Genomic DNA, 17,020 nt, shown 5'->3' on the forward strand with positions numbered 1-17,020 from the left:
CCATCAATAGATCTATGTGATGTGATATGTAATTTCTCTTGAATTTCTTTTGTACTAAATCCTCTTTGATACAAATCTACTGCTTCTAATTTTGTTTTTAGTAAATATTTAGACATAAGAAAACCCCGAATTGGAATCTTTGTCCAATTCTAGGGGTTAACTTCAACCAGCTTAATTAAAAGCTGGTTTTTTTATTTAATATGTGAACTAATCCATGGCACAACTTTACCTATTACCTCATTAAGCTTGGTAAAATCACCAGTTTCAACATTATAAGTATGATTTGCATTTTCTACAGTAAAAGAATCTACATTAGTCATATGACAATTTTTAATAAAGTTTAAGCTAATATTGGGGTCTAAAGTTGGATCACTGGTGCATACTTCAACTAAAATCGGATTTTTAAAGTTTTTAATGTTATCATTCAAAGTTGTTTTCAATTCGTCAAAGAATCTGCGGTATACGAGTTCAACACCACCGCTACTAGTATGAACAATGCAGTAGCCTAAATTATCCATTTCAAATTTATCATATGCCATTTCCAATGGTTCTGAAGTATTAATCGCACCATTTAAAGAAACTATGATTTTAGCTGGCAAATTTGAGCAAGTAAATACTAAACGGCCACCAAGACTATGACCCAACAAGCCAACATTATTTTCTGCAACATACGGTAAGTTTTGTAAATAGCTAAAGCTGGCCTTGACTTCTTCTGTCATTACTTTCATACCATAATTTTCTCTAGAATATAGGTTCTCACCCATACTGCATAAATCTATTCTAGCTGCTACTATTCCTGCCTCAACTATTTTTTTACTGATTCTTGCCAGCATATGATTATCATTGTTTCTAGAGGACATGAAGCCATGAACCAACAACATAGCAGGAAATTTATCTCCATTATCTGGAATATCAATCTGTATCGGCACTTCATGATCAATGCACTTTAAAAACCTTAATTCTTCACGCACGTCAATTATCTCCTTGTATAAGTTTTTTTAGTTGTACAATGCAATATACAGTATACTCTTATTTCGATAATCTAAATACGTATAACTACTTTTTACCATACTGAAAAAATTTTGGGGGCAAAAGTATGATAAAATTGAAATTTTAAATTATCTAACCAGTCAGAGTGACAAGATTCAAAATTGGTAATGATCTTTTTAGTTGTTACATAGGTAACAAAACTAATTATAATCAATCTTTTTCATATAAAAAGTGATAGATTATCATTAAATTTCTTCACCATTGGATGCAATAACTTTTTTATACCAATTAAAAGAGTCTTTTTTTATTCTTTTATTGGTACCATTTCCATTATCATCTCGATCAACGTATATAAATCCATATCTTTTTGACATTTCACCTGTCGAATTGGCTATGATATCTATGGGACCCCACATAGTGTAACCTCTAAGATCAACTCCATCATCTAGAGCTAACGCCATTTGCTTAATATGATCTTTCATATAAGAAATACGATATTTGTCATGTATATGATTATCTTTATTTAAAACATCATATTCACCAATTCCATTTTCAACTATCATAATTGGTTTTTGATACCTATCATAAATATCATTTAACAAGTATCTTAAGCCTATAGGGTCAATTGCCCATCCCCAAGAGCTCGTTTTCAAATAAGGATTAATAACCGTATTATCTGCATCCCAAGTGACAGTACCTCCATCATTTTTTGATGATGTTATTGAAAAGTTACCTGCATTTTTCTTAGTTTTTATTTTAGGATCAGTTGAAACATCACTAGAACTATAATAACTAAATGAAACAAAATCAACTTTACCATTAAGCAGTTTTGCTTTGTCTCCCTTTTCAAAATTAATTTTTAAATTCTTTTTATCAAAAAATTTTTGAGCATAGCGTGGGTAATATCCTCTAGCTTGTACATCAGGGAAAAAGTATGACTTTTTAGTAGTTTGTTGAGCAGATAAAGCATCTTCTGGATTCGGGGTGTTAGGATAATTGACTACTCCCGCGATCATACTACCAATTTGAAAATTGGGATTTATCTTATGACCCATAGTTACTGCCTCTGCTGAGGCTACTAGTTGATTATGAGCTGCTTGGTATCTTGCCTCTAATGGATTATCGCATTTAGAAATATCAATCCCACCTGCAAAAAAAGGATAATTTAAAAGGGCATTAATTTCATTAAAGGTAATCCAATATTTAACTTCTTTTTTATATCGATTAAAAAGGGTCTTAGCTAATTTGAGATACTCTTTTATCATTTTTCGATTAACCCAACCGTTGTATTTTTCTGTTGCCCAAAAAGGTGTATCGAAATGATCAATAGTTAAAATTATCTCCATTCCTAATTTTCTAGCAGTCCGTATAACATTATCGTAATATTTTAGACCTAATTCGTTTGGTTTATCCATATGAGCTTTAGGAAAAATTCTAGGCCATGAGACCGACATACGATACACAGTAAATCCCATTTCTGCAAACAATTCTAAATCTTCTTTCCAGTGTGTGTATCCATCAATACTAGTGCGAGAAGGATAAAATCCATAATCTTTCTTTGCTGCTGCAAGGGGATGACTTAATGCCCATTTTCTTCCATTTCCAGCTAAAGGTAATATATCAGCTGAAGATAAAGTCTTCCCATCTTTATTGTATGCCCCTTCATACTGATCTGCTGCTGTAGCTCCACCCCATAAAAAGTTTTTAGGAAATTTACTCATTAGAAATACCTCTTTCATTTATTTAAACTTGAAAAAATCTATTGAAAATGCATTAGTATCTGAATCATCTAAATTTTTATTTATCAAATGATCCTTGTCATTTAAAACTGTCATAATCACAGTACAATCATATCCAGCTTCTTCGATTAGTTTATAATCGAAAATGATTAATTTTTGTCCTTTTCTTACCTTATCTCCTTTTTTTACAAGACATTTAAAATATTTTCCTTTAAGTTCAACAGTATTTATTCCAATATGTATTAATATTTGAGTGCCAAAATCATCAGTAATTCCGATAGCATGATTTGTTTTAAACGTTGCTGTGATTGTTCCTGAAATTGGTGCTACTAATTCATTAGACATAGGTACAATACCTATTCCATCGCCCAATTTTCCAGATGAAAATACTGGATCAGAAACATCTTTTAAAGGAACTTTTTTACCCTCAACTGGTATCCTAAAATCTTCTTTATTATTTAGCTCATTAGGTAACCCCCAAAAATAAGTCAGTATAGCAGCGCCAACAAAGCTGATTATTAAACCGATAATTTCACCGACAAAGCCATGCCCTAAATAAGTTGGAATTGAAAGTATACTTGGAAAGGCAAAAGCATGAGCTTCTACATTTGAAAGTCCAATCACAATTCCACCTAATGCGCTACAAGATATAGCAATATAAAACGGCTTTTTATACTTGAGCGTCACACCATAGAGGGTTGGCTCAGTAATTCCAAAAATAGCAGCTATGCATGCAGAACCTGATATTTGTTTTGTTTTATTATCTTTTGCTTTTAGAAATACCCCTAAAGCTGCACCCGCTTGCGACATAACTGCAGCACAAGCAATAGGAAAAATTGGATCTTGCCCCAGTTTTGCAATATTACTCATAATTAAAGGTAAAATCATCCAATGAAATCCAAACATTACTATTACTTGCCACAACCCACCTATTAACAATCCTGCAAATAATGAAGCGTGGTTATATATCGTCATGATGGAGTTAGCCAAAGCGCTTGAAATCGTTGAGCCAATTGGACCAACCACAATTAATGTTAGTGGAACCATTATTACTAATTCAATCAGAGCAACAAAAACATACTTTAAACTATCTGGAATTAACCTTTTTAACATGGGTTCTAAATAACTTAGAAGCCAAATTGACAGTATAATTGGTATTACAGAAGAAGAATAAGACATTGGAATAACGGGAATACCTAGAAATTTAATGGTGATATTCTTTGTTGCCAAAGTAGTAATTTGTGGATATAACAATGCTCCTGCAATCGCAACACTTACAAACCGATCTACTTTTAATTGTTTAGCGGCATTAAAAGCAATAAATATTGGTAAGAAATAAAAAAGTGAATCGGCAGCTGCATTTAATAATACATATGTTCCCGAAGTTTCTTTAAGCCATTTCATTGTTGTACATAGAGCTAACACACCTTTTAAAACTCCTGCACCACATATAGCGTTAAGAAAGGGCATAAAAAGACTAGAAATGAAGGAAATAAATTTATTAAGTAAACCTAAGAAGCCTGTCCTTTCCTTGTTTTTAGCCTCTTTTTCTTTAATTAAATTTTTACTGTCTTTAATTTCCTTCATATTTATTAATTGATCATACACTTCTGCCACCTGAGTACCAATTACAAGCTGCCATTGTTCATGACCATAAACAACTTGAATTATACCTTTTAATTTTTCAAGCTCCTTTTGATTTACTTTGTTATTATCTTTAACGTTAAATCTCAACCGCGTTGCACAATGCCACACTTTTTTAATATTGCTTGCTCCACCCATATAATTCAATATATCGGTAGCTAAATCTAAATACTTCAACTGTAAATCCTCCCTTAATTAATGATTTATCAATTGAAGCCGGCTTTCATATTGACAAAATAATATTAATTTATGGGAACGTTCCCATGTCAAGAAAAAAATAAAGTTATTCAATAAAATTGAATAACTTTATTTAGCAGGTTTTTCTAATTATCATTTTAGGCTGAATTGTTATTTTCTTAAATTCTGTATTTTCCAATCTACATATAATTTTATTTATGTCATTTTTAATTTGAAGTGAAAGAAACGAGTCAATAGTTGATATTTCCATGTATTTACCGTAATCACTATTATCAAAACCAAAAACCTTAACATCAGTAGGTATCCTTTTTTTATACTTACGTAAAGTTGAAATGAAACCAGCTGCTACATAATCAGAATAAGCTATAACGGCTTCCGGTGGGTCTTCAAGTTTTAAATACTCCATGGCCGCACTTTCCCCTGCACCTGTTTGTTCTGAATAAAAAACTTCCCAAGAATCAAATTTTGAATTTTCCAATTTAAATTCCTTTATTGCTTTTATTCTCGCCTTTGTATTATTTTTTCTTGGGTCATTAAGAATATGACCTACCGAAATATCTCCATAACGATTTTTTAAATATTTGAGTATGTCTTTGTATAAAGGATAATGATCAATGTATGATGAATAAATATTTTTACTATCTATTCTCCTCCATGTCACAATTGGTCCATATTGAGAAAATTCAGCAATTTTTTTCCAACTATTGCGATTGGCCACAAAAAATAGCGCATCCAAGCCATGAAGTTTAAACTCTTTCAAGATTAAAAGTTCTTCTTGCTTATTTCGAGTAAAATATACTGCGATTTTAAAACCTTTTTTTTGTACATAATGTGTTACCAAATCAAGTAGTTGCCCAACTTCAGGATAATATGTTTTAGCAATAAATCCTATTGTTTTCGTACTTTGTTCTACCAGTTGTCTGGCTAATATAGAAGGAACATAACCCAACTTTTTAGCCGATTGTAACACCTTTTTTCTACTTACTTTTGAAACATAACCATTACCTGTGAAGACCCTTGAGACGGTTGATTTTGAAACTCCAGCAAGTCGTGCAACATCAAAAATATTTGACATAAGCTATAATTAAATCCATTTCATGAATATTTATAATGTTTTATCTTTTTCCGCCAAAAACTGGAAAATGACTGGCAGAGCCATAATCAAAAGTATTAATATTTTCTAAAGTAGCCATATCATCTTCACTTATTTCAAAATTCAATTCGGAATTTTGTTTCATATGTTCTGGATTGACAGACTTAGGTAAAACTACGGTATTAAGTTGCCAATCGTAACGAATACAAAGTTGTGCAACTGAAACATGATATTTTTCTGCCATCTTTTGAATTACTGCATTATTTAAAGCTTCGCCATGCGCAACAGGTGAAAAAGACTCAACTATAATATTCTGCTGCTGACAAAAATCAATTAGCTTTTTAGGTGTCGCACCAATATGACACAAAATTTGGTTAACCATAGGCTTAACATCACTATTGTCAATTAAGTTCTGTAAGTCTTCCGGTTGAAAACTAGAAACTCCAATAGCACGCAATTTCCCCTCTTTCAAAGCGTCTTCTAAAGCGCGCCAAGTTTCTAAGTTACCTGCAAAATGCCGATCATCAGATTGGTTTACCTCTTTCCATGGCTGCGGATTATGGATAATCATCATATCTAAATAATCAAGATCCATTCGCAAAAGAGTTTCATCAATAGATTTTTTAGCTTTTTGATAGTCTTTAATTTCAGCCTCTACTTTTGAGTTAACAAAAATTTGGTCACGAGCAATACCTGAATTTTTAATCCCCTGACCTACTCCACTCTCGTTATGATAAGCTTGAGCAGTATCAAGATGCCTATAGCCCATTTTTAAAGCAGATTCGACTGGTAAAGCCACTTCACTATCGGGAATTTTCCAAGTTCCCAATGCCAGTTTAGGGATTTTTACCCCATTATTCAGTGTAAATGTTTCTTCAAAAATCATAATTTTCCCTCCTTATGCCTTTTCTTGAGTATAACGCTTAACTTCATGTTTAAGTCAATCATTTTTCACTTAGATTTTTAAAACTTTTTTAGTTACAATTAAGTTTAAATAGATAAAAGAAGGCAAATTTATGAAATACGTTTACTTAATGCGTCACGGACAAACTTTGTTTAATGTCCAACATAAGATTCAGGGCTTTTGTGATTCACCACTGACCTCTCTGGGAATTAAACAAGCACAAACTACGAAAAAAGATTATTTTGAAAATGAGCAGATTGCTTTGGAGGAGGCTCATTGTTCCACTTCTGAAAGGGCAATAGATACTTTAAAATTAGTCACCAATTTACCTTTTAAAACTCATAAAGATTTACGAGAGTGGAATTTTGGCATTTATGAAGGGGAAGGAGAGCACCTTAATCCGCCTTTACCATACAAAGATTTTTTTGTTCAGTTTGGTGGAGAATCTCAAGAACAAGTGGTTGCCCGAATTAATAAAGCGATTACAGAGATCACAGAATTTTCTTGCCATAAACAGATTTTAATTGTCTCCCATGGAGGTGCCATAGCTAATTTCTATAGGAAATGGGAAGAATACAATACATTTAAGCGAAAAGATCACATTCGGAATTGTGCCGTTTTAAAATATGAATATGAAGATGGTATTTTTCGTTTGCAGTCAATATTTAATCCTAGCTGCTAAAAAAGCAAAAAAAGGGAGATCAACCTAAACAGTTGATCTCCCTTTACTTAATTATCAATTTATTCCAAATTCAATGAACTCTTATCAAAACCAGCTGACTTAATCTTGTCATCAATTGATGGAGTACCGAGCCAAGTGATCATTTCCTTCATTGAAGCTGTAATTGCTTCAGTACCAGGAAGAAGAAGCTTACGAGGGTCATAACCCTTGTTGTCTTTGTCTTCATCTTTGTGGGCTTCAAAGTACTTACGAGTAGCAGCTTGGAAAGCCAATTGGAATTCAGTGTTAATGTTAACTTTAGAAATTCCAAGGGAAATAGCCTTCTTAACTTGCTCTTCAGGAATACCTGAACCACCATGTAGTACCAATGGAACAGAAACTGCATCAGCAATTTCCTTTAAGCGATCAAAGTTCAAGCCTTTCCAGCCTTCTGGGTAAACGCCGTGAATGTTACCAATACCACAAGCAAGTTTGTCAACTCCTGCGGCTACAAAAGTTTTTGCGTCTTCAACAGATGCTAATTCACCACCATCGGCACCTTGGTTTTCACCAATTTTACCAATTTCAGCTTCAACTGAAATACCGCGTTCATGAGCCAACTTAACGATTTCCTTGGTTTTAGCTAAGTTCTCTTCAGTTGGTAAAGCATGACCATCAAACATAACGGATGAGTAACCAAGAGCAATACATTCTTTAGCAGCTTCAAAGCTACCATGGTCTAAGTTCAATACAACTGGAACAGAAATGTCCATTGCATCCATTTCATCTTCAACTAAGTCTTTAGCAACTTTATAGCCACCCATGTACTTAGCTGCACCCATAGAAACCTGAATTAAAACCGGAGTTCTAGTTTCTTCAGCTGCTTGCAAAATTGCACGTGTCCATTCCAAGTTGTTAGTGTTATAAGCACCTACTGCATAATGGTTTTTACGAGCATCCTTAAAGATTTGATTACCATTATCTAAATATGCCATTAAATATACCTCCTAATAAACTTACAGTCATATTGTATCGTATTAATTAAGCATTGAACAATCTTTTATTTGATGAAAACGTTATTTTTGAAAATTTTTACATTTCTTTAGGAGCATTGACACCTAATAGTCGCAAAGCCTCGGTTAAAACAATTGAGGTTGCTTGAACCAGTGCCAATCGAGCACTTATTTGATCATCATCAACCAATACTTTGACATTAGCATAATATTTATTAAACTTCTTGGCTAAATCAAGTGCATATTTAGCAATAATTGACGGTTCAAACTTAGCACTGCTGCGAGCAATGATACGAGGGAAGTCAGCCAAATATTTGGCAACTCCAAAAGACCAGTTATCATCTATCTTAATATTAGAAAGATCTGGTTTATGACTTTGCTCAGCAGCCTTACGCAAAACACTTTGAGCGCGCGCATTTGTGTATTGCACGTAAGGACCAGTATCTCCTTCAAAACGGACAACTTCATCCAGATCAAAATCAAAGTTTTCAGTCCGCTCGTTTTTCAAGTCGTGGAAAATTACTGCTCCAACTCCCACATCATGAGCGACCTGGTCTTTATTAGCTAAATCAGGATTCTTTTGCTCAATTTGCTTTTGCGCCAAGTTAACAGCATCCTGTAAAACCTGATCAAGGAAAACTACATTCCCTTTTCTAGTAGAAAGCTTTTTACCATTTTGAGTAATTAAGCCGAAAGGAACATGATAAATTTCGTCAGCCCAATCATAGCCCATTTTCTTCAGAACGGTTTTTAACTCCACAAAATGCTGGGACTGTTCATTACCGACAACATAAAGCATTTTGACAAAATGATACGTATTTTGACGATAAATGGCTGCTGCCAAATCACGTGTTAAATAAATACTAGTGCCGTCAGATTTCACAATCAAAGCTGGATTTTCATCTTTACCCATGTCAACAACTTGTGCACCGCGAGATTCATGTAAAAGTCCTTTTTCTTTTAATTCATCAATAACTGGCTGCATCTTATCATTAAAGAAAGCTTCGCCTTTATAAGAATCAAAAGTTACACCGAGTTCTTTATAAATACGATTAAAATCAGTTAGAGATACGTCCCGGAACCATTGCCATAATTTAACTGCTTCGGGATCGCCATCTTCTAGTTTTTTAAACCAAGCACGTCCTTCATCATCCAGTTCTGGATGTTTTTCAGCCTCTTTGTGAAATTTTACGTAGTACTTAAACAAATTCATGATGGGGTCTTTTTTCACATCTTCTTCAACGCCCCAATGCTTATAAGCAGCAATTAATTTACCAAATTGGGTGCCGTAGTCACCTAAATAATTAATTTTTATAGGCGTATAGCCAACTTTTGCCAAAGTTTTAGCAATTGAATTACCAATCACAGTCGACCTTAAATGGCCCATAGACATTGGCTTGGCAATATTAGGACTAGACATATCGATCGGGACATTGCCCTTTCCTAAGTTTTGATCCCCAAAGTGCTCTTTTTGCTGTAAAATTTCTGCAAGAGTTTGTGAGATCAATCTGCCATGATCTATTGAAAAGTTAACATATGGACCTACAGCTTTGATAGATGCAAAATCAGTGCTCTTTAGCTCATTTGCAATATTTTGTGCAATAACTGCCGGATTTTTGTGTTCCACTTTTGCCAAAGCAAAGACTGGAAATGCATAGTCACCCATGTTTTCATTTTTGGGCCTTTCAATTAACGAATTAATTTGCTCTTTGGAAAGGTCAACCTGCCCAGCAACTAACTCGACAACCTTATCTTTAAAATCCATTTTTCCCTCCTAAATGCCAAAAAAGTCTCTCCTTCACTAACATGAAGAAGAGACGAGTATAACCCGCGGTACCACTCTTTTTGATACAAAGTATCCGCTTATTAAATTTTCTATTTGGTCGGTTAGACACGCCTTCAGTCATTTTTCCAGCCTGACTCTCATCAATCTCAAGCTCGCTATATTGGAAAAAATGCCTACTACTTCTAACTACTTTCATCAAATGATTATAACAGCAAATAATGTCTGCGCCAAATTTTTTAGTTATTTTTGATAATTACCTTTGTTCCGGCAGGAATGTTTTCAACTAGCCAGCGAGAATCAGGGACACTTAACCTGATACACCCGTGAGAAGCAGGCTTAACTCCCAACTTTTCAGCCTCTTTAATGTTGTATTTTCCATTGCCTTTCGTTGGAACCGAATGAAAAAGATAAACATTTTCTTTATCCCAACTGGTCCAGTTATTAGCACCTTCATTTAATTCAGGATTATAAAAAGAATCACCACGATCATACTTTATTTTATATGTTCCAGTCGGTGTTAACGACTTATTCTTTTTAAAAAGTCCCGCGCTTGATAACATAGTATATATTCTTTTATTACCACGTAAAACATAAACACGATTACCTTTAAGCGATACTCTAATTTTCAAATTGTTTTCAGAATGCTTTATTTTGGGATAAGGCTTAGTTTCACTCGCTTTTTTCCAATTGAAAGGAGAACGCAAATCATTAGGGTCTTGATAAGGACGATAAGATGCAGCAGTTTTTATAACTACTGTTTTCTTATCATCTTTGACTTTATTACCCACTTTAGGCTGAGTAGGCATAGATATCCGCGCAAGACTAATAGCACATATTAGAATAATACAAAAAGCAGTAAGAACTTTTAATAGACTTTTTTTCATATAATAACTTTTCTCCAAATCATATTTGTGTTTCAACGGAAAATCTATCCTTTGTTAGCATATTGATTCATCAACTGAGGCAATATTGCACTTATTTTAGTTGGGCGCACCACATAATCCGTTTCAGCAATTTTATCGCCAGCTAAGGAATGAAGATAAATTGCAGCCAGGACTGGATCTAGCGTGCCACCAAACTGTGCTATAAAGCCACCAATTAGCCCTGCTAATGTATCTCCCATTCCACCAGTAGCCATACCAGGATTACCGCTAGTATTTACAAAAATTTCGTTAGTACTAGTATAAACATGAGTGCGATTTGATTTTAAAACCAAAATAACATTTTGGGTAGGAAAAATCTTTTTTAAAGCACTCAAATTAGCACTATCAGTTTGATAAGGAATTCTAATTTGACTTAAACGCTGCCATTCCATTTGATGAGGTGTTAAAACGATCAAACCAGCACTGGTCGGGATTAGCTTAGGGTCTTGTCCAATTAAATCCAAAGCGTTTGCGTCCAAAACTAATGTTTGATTTGAGGAAACATTCTGACAAAGAATAAGCATCATTTGATGAGCAAAAAAGTTAGTTCCTAACCCTGGTCCGCAAACAATAACATCCATTTTAGTGATTAAATTTAGTAAGTTCCGATCACGCCAATCAATGAACATTACCTCAGGATTACGAGCATGTAGTGCATTCAAGTTAACTGGATGGGTAGCTACTGAAATTAGACCTGCACCACTATTAAGCGCAGCTTCAGCTGCCATGATGATCGCACCACCATAATTTTCATTGCCCCCAATTAACAGGATTCTGCCATAATTACCCTTATGTGAATTACTGGGTCGTTTTTTAATTACTTTTGTCAAAATCTTTGCAGTTATTTCAGACATAATTAGCCTCCAAAAAGCCAACGCCAAAATCTAATTAAAAAGTTAACTTTATTAGTTGATTGTAATGCCTGAGCAGGTAAAAGTAAGCCATTAGGCTGTTGCAGAGAAATAATTTTATTTTTACCGGCTTTAAAGTAATAGTAATTAATTCTTTGCCCTACTTTAATGGGAGCTTCAACAACTTTTGCCGTTAAACCCACTTTAAATTTTGGACCATTTTGAGGCACCCAAATCAGACTTTTATTCTTCATACCAATATTTATTTGTCTGGCTTCTCCGTTGTGAACTTCTACATTAGTATGACCTATAATTACCTCATTACGCTGAAAAACTAGAGGCTGATAGTTCTGATAGACATAGTCAAGTAGCTTGCCAGTCTGAATAAAACGCGCTGGGTCTGTATTGGTTAAATGTTTTGCTCCCATTACCACCGTGATGATTCTGCCGCCTTGATGGCGTGCAGTTGCAATGAAGCAAGCACCAGCAGCATCAGTTGTTCCCGTCTTTAAGCCATCAATCTTAAAACGTTTGCGGTACTGCGGCATCCCTTTTAGCATCCAGTTAAAATTGCTCATTGGTATAGCCATTTTTTGATCAATAAAATTCATTTTAGCAATGTTAGTAGTTTTAAGCACTTCCGGAAAATCTTGAATTAAATGCTGCCCAATGATTGCCATCTCTTTGGCCGACAACATATTTTCGGCATCTTTATCTGCATCTGGATAGCCATCGTTACCCACACTCTTGTTAGGTAAACCACAAGTCGTATATATCTGATCGCTCTTAATACCCCATTTATTTAGTTGCTGTCTCATTTGCTTGACAAAAGCTACTTGGGAACCACTAACTGCTTGTGCTAACATCATTGCGGCTCCATTAGCCGATTCAATTAATGTTGCCTGATACAACTGCCTGATTGTATAGGTATGCTTCATACGCAGTGGAACGTTGGAATATTCTCTGTTACTTGCAACAGCAAAAATCTGCTGAGTTGGCGTTACTTTAGTATCCCAATTTATTTTATTTTGATCAATCGCCTTTAGTGTCAAATAAACAGTCACCAATTTGGTCATCGAAGCTATAGGTAATTGCTTGTTAATGTTTTTACCATACAGCAACTGTCCTGTTTTACTGTCTATAGCAATTGCCGCCTTGGCATCAATGTTGACTTCATTTTTATTATAGTTATCAGGTAACTCTGGGGCGGCTTTTACATCCACAGGAACCACTAAAATTAATAAACTGATAAAAATTAAAATGATCGCTTTAGCTTTCTTTTTCAAGTATAAATCACCCTTTCCTGATTTTTTTTAATTATTTTACGTTTTATGATTACATTTTACCAAATTTTTGGTATGATTATTACTGTGCTAAAAATAATAAGCCCCGATGGCGGAATTGGCAGACGCGCAGCGTTCAGGTCGCTGTTTAGGTAACTAAGTGAAAGTTCGAATCTTTTTCGGGGCATTGGTGCAATAAGAGCTAATCTATAGGGATTAGCTCTTTTACTATTCTGATACTTTTGCGATGCACAATTAATGCAAGCAGAAACTTAAAAGAACCTGTCTCCCACTGAATTATCTGACCTTAATGATGAAAATGAGATAATCCTCATATGTTGCAAACAATAATATATTTTTAAAAATTTTTTTGTGTGGGATGCCTTGAAACTGATTTTTTCATTTATTGAAATATTGAAATTTTAAATTGTAACTAGTATTTTTATAATAAAAAATATTTTAATATGTACTTTAATGATTATTTTGTATTAAAATTAATACAAAAGGAGGCACAGTCATGCAAAAACGATTAACAAAATCCCAGGATAAAGTTATATCCGGCGTATTTGGCGGTGTTGCAGAATATTTTGGTTGGGATAAAGCGTGGACCAGAATTGGTGGTGCAGCATTAATACTATGTACAACCTTTCCCGGACTGCTTTTATATATTATTGCTGCTATTGTAATGCCTGAAAAAAATCGTCATGATGATACTCTTGATGGTGAATTTCACAAACCTTAAACTGATTATAAAAATATAATTGAATTTCAACACGTTATTTAAGTCTTTCAAAATTAAATTAACGTGAGATTAGCTAAAAATCCAAGTATATATGGGCAAAACTGCTCATTTATACTTGGATTTATTTTTTGACAAGTTGACCTTTTTTTAATTAAAGAATATGATTTAGACAATAATTTACTTAAAGAAAGGTTAGCGTATTATGAGCTTAGACGTTAATATACTTCCATCCGATTACATTGACTTATCTATTGGAGATTTTCGTTCTGGAATAAACAAAAGAATAATTGCTAAACTGGTAAAAAGAGTTGAGCATGCTGGAAATGGATATACTCCGGGTTTAGGACTGCCTGAACTGAGAGAAAAAATTGTGTCATACTACAGTGAGACTTACGGTATCAAGGATATTGACATCAATAATATTCAAATCACCGTTTCATGTCTGCATGGTGCTTTTTTATCATTAAGATCTATCATCAAAAATAAATCTGATGAAATTATTGTTATTGCTCCTTTTTTCCCTTCATACTTAAATTTAATTGCGGGAGTGGGTGCAACTCCAGTAATTGTTAAATCAGAGGCTCCTACTTTTGCACTGCCAATTGAGCAAATCAAAAAAGCCGTCAATGCAAATACTAAGGCCATCATTATTAATTATCCTAACAATCCTACTGGAGCCAGTTTGTCGCCAAAGGACCGGGAATTCTTGAATAATCTCTGTGAAGAGAAAAATATCTTTGTGATTGACGATCATGTTTACAGCGATTATCCCTGTAAATATCAATACCAACCAATCTCAACTGATATTTCCCATCAAATTTTAGTAAGCAGCTTTTCCAAAAGTTTTGCCATACCAGGAATACGTCTTGGCTATGTCATTGCACCGGCCAATATTATTGAACGGGATGGCTTTTATAATGAAGGGATCACTTTCAGTGCCCCAACTATTAGTCAATTCATTGGGGAAATAATTTTGGAAGAACCAGAGAAATATACCCACCATATTGAGGAAATTAAACAGACAGGTACAGAATTAACCAAACTTTTTACTAGGAGTAAATATTTTCCTTGCTCCTCATACATGGGTGGCTTATACATGTTTATTGAAGTACCAGAAACCATCAAGGACATTGACCTATACTATAAATTGCTGGAAAAACACTTTCATGTAATTGTGGCCAAGGGAAGTGATTTCCAATATTCAGACAGATACTTCAGAATTTCTCTTTCAACCGAAAAAGGAATTTTAGTAAAAGGTGTACAAAAAATTATTGATTGTGTAGATTACACTTTGAATTATAATAAGTAGCACGTATAAAATTACAAGAATAATTTAAAGATTATTATATTAAAAAAAGCTCAGCAAGCGCCAGAGTTCATTCCAGCAGCCTAGGAGCTTTTTTATTTTACCTCACTTTTTACCCAATTCATAATTAATCTTAAGTTGTTTAATTAAATAAAATAAAAAATGATACCGACTGAACAATCGGTATCAAATTCGCTTATATTAGGTTTTATTTAAGCACGAATGTGCAGTTTTTCCAATATTGGAATGATTTTATTTCCTAAAATTTTCTGTGCTAAATTAGACTTAATAGCCGCAAAGCCATAAAACAAGCAACCCACAACTACCGCAACAAAAACAATGACAAGTGACTGTAAACTGCTTGCAGGACTTAAGAACAACTCCAGTCCTTTTTCTACTGCCAAAACCAGAAAAAACATGATAACTGAAAATGCAGTAATGCCAATAAAACGTCGTCTTGTACGATCCTGATTGAAATTGTAATTAATCTTAAGGTGTTCTATCGCCATAAAGATAATGACAAGCATTCCTAAATTAGTGGCAATCAATGGACCAAATATTTTAAAGACATAAATCATGGGGTATTGCATTAAAATCTTAATGATTAACCCTAATACTAAATATTTAATTGCAAGTCCATTTTCCGATAGGCCCTGTAAAATAGCCATTAATACCGTAAACAAGCCCAAACTAATAGCTGTAAAGGAAGAAAGGTATAGTACATTTGAACCCAGTTTGTCATAACCGTAAAAGATGGTATAGATAGGTGTAGAAATCGCAGCCATGCCAAAAGAAGCGGGAATCATGACAAATAAAAATAAATCTAAAGTATTACCAATTTGGTCAGAAATTGCACGAAAATCATGCTTAGTGTGAGCTGCAGACAACAGCGGAATTGTCGTCACAGCCATAGCACTTGCTAAAGACACAATGATCATTATCAACTTATTGGCATTAAGCGCAAATAACGCATACCAAGTTTCAATTGTATTATTAGTTGCGCTAACCAAACTGGAGATAATTGGATGAAAGCTATATTGGTCTACCAGATAAAAAAGTTGAATACCTGCATCAATAATTATAAAAGGAATTGCCTGGGCAATAATTTCAGCAAAAAGAGCAGAAGTTGAAACCTGTATTTCATTATTGGAATTTTCAACTAACTCGTTAAGTTTATTACGTCTAGACAGCAAAAACCACGTTAAAATAGCTATGCCAAAAACTGCTCCAATCGCAGCAGCCAAATTTGATTGCACCACCGCATCAACAAAATTACCATGCTGTACTTGCATAATAATATAAGCAGTTAACAGCATCCAAATTACTCGTGCTAATTGTTCTACAAACTGGGACATTGCTGACGGCATCATGTCTTCGTAGCCTTGAAAATAGCCCCTCATAATACTTAATACAGGAATAATTAAGATGGCGTAAGACAGGCTTCTCATTACCCTTACTTGTCTTGGATCAATTTGTGAACCATTAGAAGCTAAAAAAGGTGAAGCAAAATACATCACTGCAGCAGAAATAATTCCCAGAAATACCATTAAGATTAAGCCGCGATGAAAAAGCTTACGTCCAACTCCGTACTCATTAAGCGCATTATACTTAGCCACCTGTTTAGCAACAGCACCTGGAATGCCCGCAGTGGATATTAAAATAAAAATACTATAAATGTTATAACTTCTGGCAGTTAAGGCATTGGCAATATTACCATAGGGCGACATCCAATAAAACCATGGAATAATATAGAGAGCACCCAAAATACGTGAGGTAATAGAGCCGAATGTCATCCACGCACTGCCCTTAATAAAGGTATTTTGTGTATTTTGTTCAGATAAATTATTTTCTTTCATTAAAGTTCCCTAAATCTAGTCTACTAACTAT

The 17,020-nt window shown here is 34.2% G+C and carries 14 protein-coding genes and 1 tRNA gene; 4 read left to right on the forward strand and 11 right to left on the reverse strand.

Going from position 1 to position 17,020, the window contains the following annotated elements:
- Positions 1–191: 191 nt before the first annotated feature.
- The 5 genes from F5ESL0259_RS05715 to F5ESL0259_RS05735 all read right to left on the reverse strand — a co-directional run bounded on the left by F5ESL0259_RS05715 (position 192) and on the right by F5ESL0259_RS05735 (position 6,553).
- The gene (locus F5ESL0259_RS05715) at positions 192–971 is read right to left on the reverse strand and encodes a S9 family peptidase (RefSeq protein WP_122037788.1); all 780 of its coding nucleotides are present in this window, start codon (positions 969–971) and stop codon (positions 192–194) included.
- Between the two features lie 264 nt (positions 972–1,235).
- Positions 1,236–2,711 (reverse strand): family 1 glycosylhydrolase, encoded by a 1,476-nt coding sequence (locus tag F5ESL0259_RS05720; RefSeq protein ID WP_122037789.1) that lies wholly within the window; start codon positions 2,709–2,711, stop codon positions 1,236–1,238.
- 18 nt (positions 2,712–2,729) lie between these two features.
- Positions 2,730–4,550, reverse strand: coding sequence for a beta-glucoside-specific PTS transporter subunit IIABC (locus F5ESL0259_RS05725; protein WP_122037790.1), 1,821 nt, complete (start codon positions 4,548–4,550; stop codon positions 2,730–2,732).
- Between the two features lie 133 nt (positions 4,551–4,683).
- Positions 4,684–5,646 carry a LacI family DNA-binding transcriptional regulator gene (locus F5ESL0259_RS05730; protein ID WP_122037791.1) on the reverse strand — a complete coding sequence of 321 codons (963 nt, stop codon included), beginning with the start codon at positions 5,644–5,646 and terminating at the stop codon, positions 4,684–4,686.
- 40 nt (positions 5,647–5,686) lie between these two features.
- Positions 5,687–6,553 carry an aldo/keto reductase gene (locus tag F5ESL0259_RS05735; protein ID WP_122037792.1) on the reverse strand — a complete coding sequence of 289 codons (867 nt, stop codon included), beginning with the start codon at positions 6,551–6,553 and terminating at the stop codon, positions 5,687–5,689.
- A 127-nt stretch (positions 6,554–6,680) separates the two neighbouring features.
- On the opposite strand from F5ESL0259_RS05735, the gene F5ESL0259_RS05740 reads away from it, so the two are divergent.
- On the forward strand, positions 6,681–7,250 hold the full coding sequence (locus tag F5ESL0259_RS05740) for a histidine phosphatase family protein (protein WP_122037793.1): 570 nt from the start codon (positions 6,681–6,683) through the stop codon (positions 7,248–7,250).
- A 59-nt stretch (positions 7,251–7,309) separates the two neighbouring features.
- Here the strand turns inward: F5ESL0259_RS05740 and fba are convergent, their stop codons facing one another.
- From fba to F5ESL0259_RS05770, 5 genes are all read right to left on the reverse strand, one after another.
- On the reverse strand, positions 7,310–8,224 hold the full coding sequence (gene fba, locus F5ESL0259_RS05745; RefSeq protein WP_034980057.1) for a class II fructose-1,6-bisphosphate aldolase: 915 nt from the start codon (positions 8,222–8,224) through the stop codon (positions 7,310–7,312).
- 97 nt (positions 8,225–8,321) lie between these two features.
- Entirely contained in the window at positions 8,322–10,007 is a 1,686-nt protein-coding gene (gene argS / locus F5ESL0259_RS05750) for an arginine--tRNA ligase (RefSeq protein WP_122037794.1), read from the reverse strand.
- Positions 10,008–10,264: 257 nt separating this feature from the next.
- Positions 10,265–10,912, reverse strand: coding sequence for a L,D-transpeptidase (locus tag F5ESL0259_RS05760; protein WP_122037796.1), 648 nt, complete (start codon positions 10,910–10,912; stop codon positions 10,265–10,267).
- A gap of 44 nt (positions 10,913–10,956) precedes the next feature.
- Positions 10,957–11,805: an NAD(P)H-hydrate dehydratase gene (locus tag F5ESL0259_RS05765; RefSeq protein ID WP_122037797.1), complete on the reverse strand. Its 849-nt coding sequence runs from the start codon at positions 11,803–11,805 to the stop codon at positions 10,957–10,959.
- Positions 11,806–11,807: 2 nt separating this feature from the next.
- Positions 11,808–13,088 (reverse strand): serine hydrolase, encoded by a 1,281-nt coding sequence (locus F5ESL0259_RS05770; protein ID WP_122037798.1) that lies wholly within the window; start codon positions 13,086–13,088, stop codon positions 11,808–11,810.
- A gap of 100 nt (positions 13,089–13,188) precedes the next feature.
- Between F5ESL0259_RS05770 and F5ESL0259_RS05775 the strand changes: the two genes are divergently transcribed.
- The 3 genes from F5ESL0259_RS05775 to F5ESL0259_RS05785 all read left to right on the forward strand — a co-directional run bounded on the left by F5ESL0259_RS05775 (position 13,189) and on the right by F5ESL0259_RS05785 (position 15,136).
- Positions 13,189–13,272: transfer RNA gene (locus F5ESL0259_RS05775), tRNA-Leu, on the forward strand.
- A 330-nt stretch (positions 13,273–13,602) separates the two neighbouring features.
- A complete protein-coding gene (locus F5ESL0259_RS05780; RefSeq protein WP_046325161.1) occupies positions 13,603–13,827 on the forward strand; it encodes a PspC domain-containing protein in 225 nt (74 codons plus the stop codon).
- Between the two features lie 202 nt (positions 13,828–14,029).
- Positions 14,030–15,136 (forward strand): pyridoxal phosphate-dependent aminotransferase, encoded by a 1,107-nt coding sequence (locus tag F5ESL0259_RS05785; protein WP_122037799.1) that lies wholly within the window; start codon positions 14,030–14,032, stop codon positions 15,134–15,136.
- A 209-nt stretch (positions 15,137–15,345) separates the two neighbouring features.
- On the opposite strand, the gene F5ESL0259_RS05790 is transcribed toward F5ESL0259_RS05785, so the two are convergent.
- On the reverse strand, positions 15,346–16,989 hold the full coding sequence (locus F5ESL0259_RS05790; RefSeq protein ID WP_122037800.1) for a polysaccharide biosynthesis protein: 1,644 nt from the start codon (positions 16,987–16,989) through the stop codon (positions 15,346–15,348).
- Positions 16,990–17,020 lie beyond the last annotated feature (31 nt).

This window comes from Lactobacillus sp. ESL0259, assembly GCF_003693045.1.
Taxonomy (GTDB): Bacteria; Bacillota; Bacilli; order Lactobacillales; family Lactobacillaceae; genus Lactobacillus; species Lactobacillus melliventris.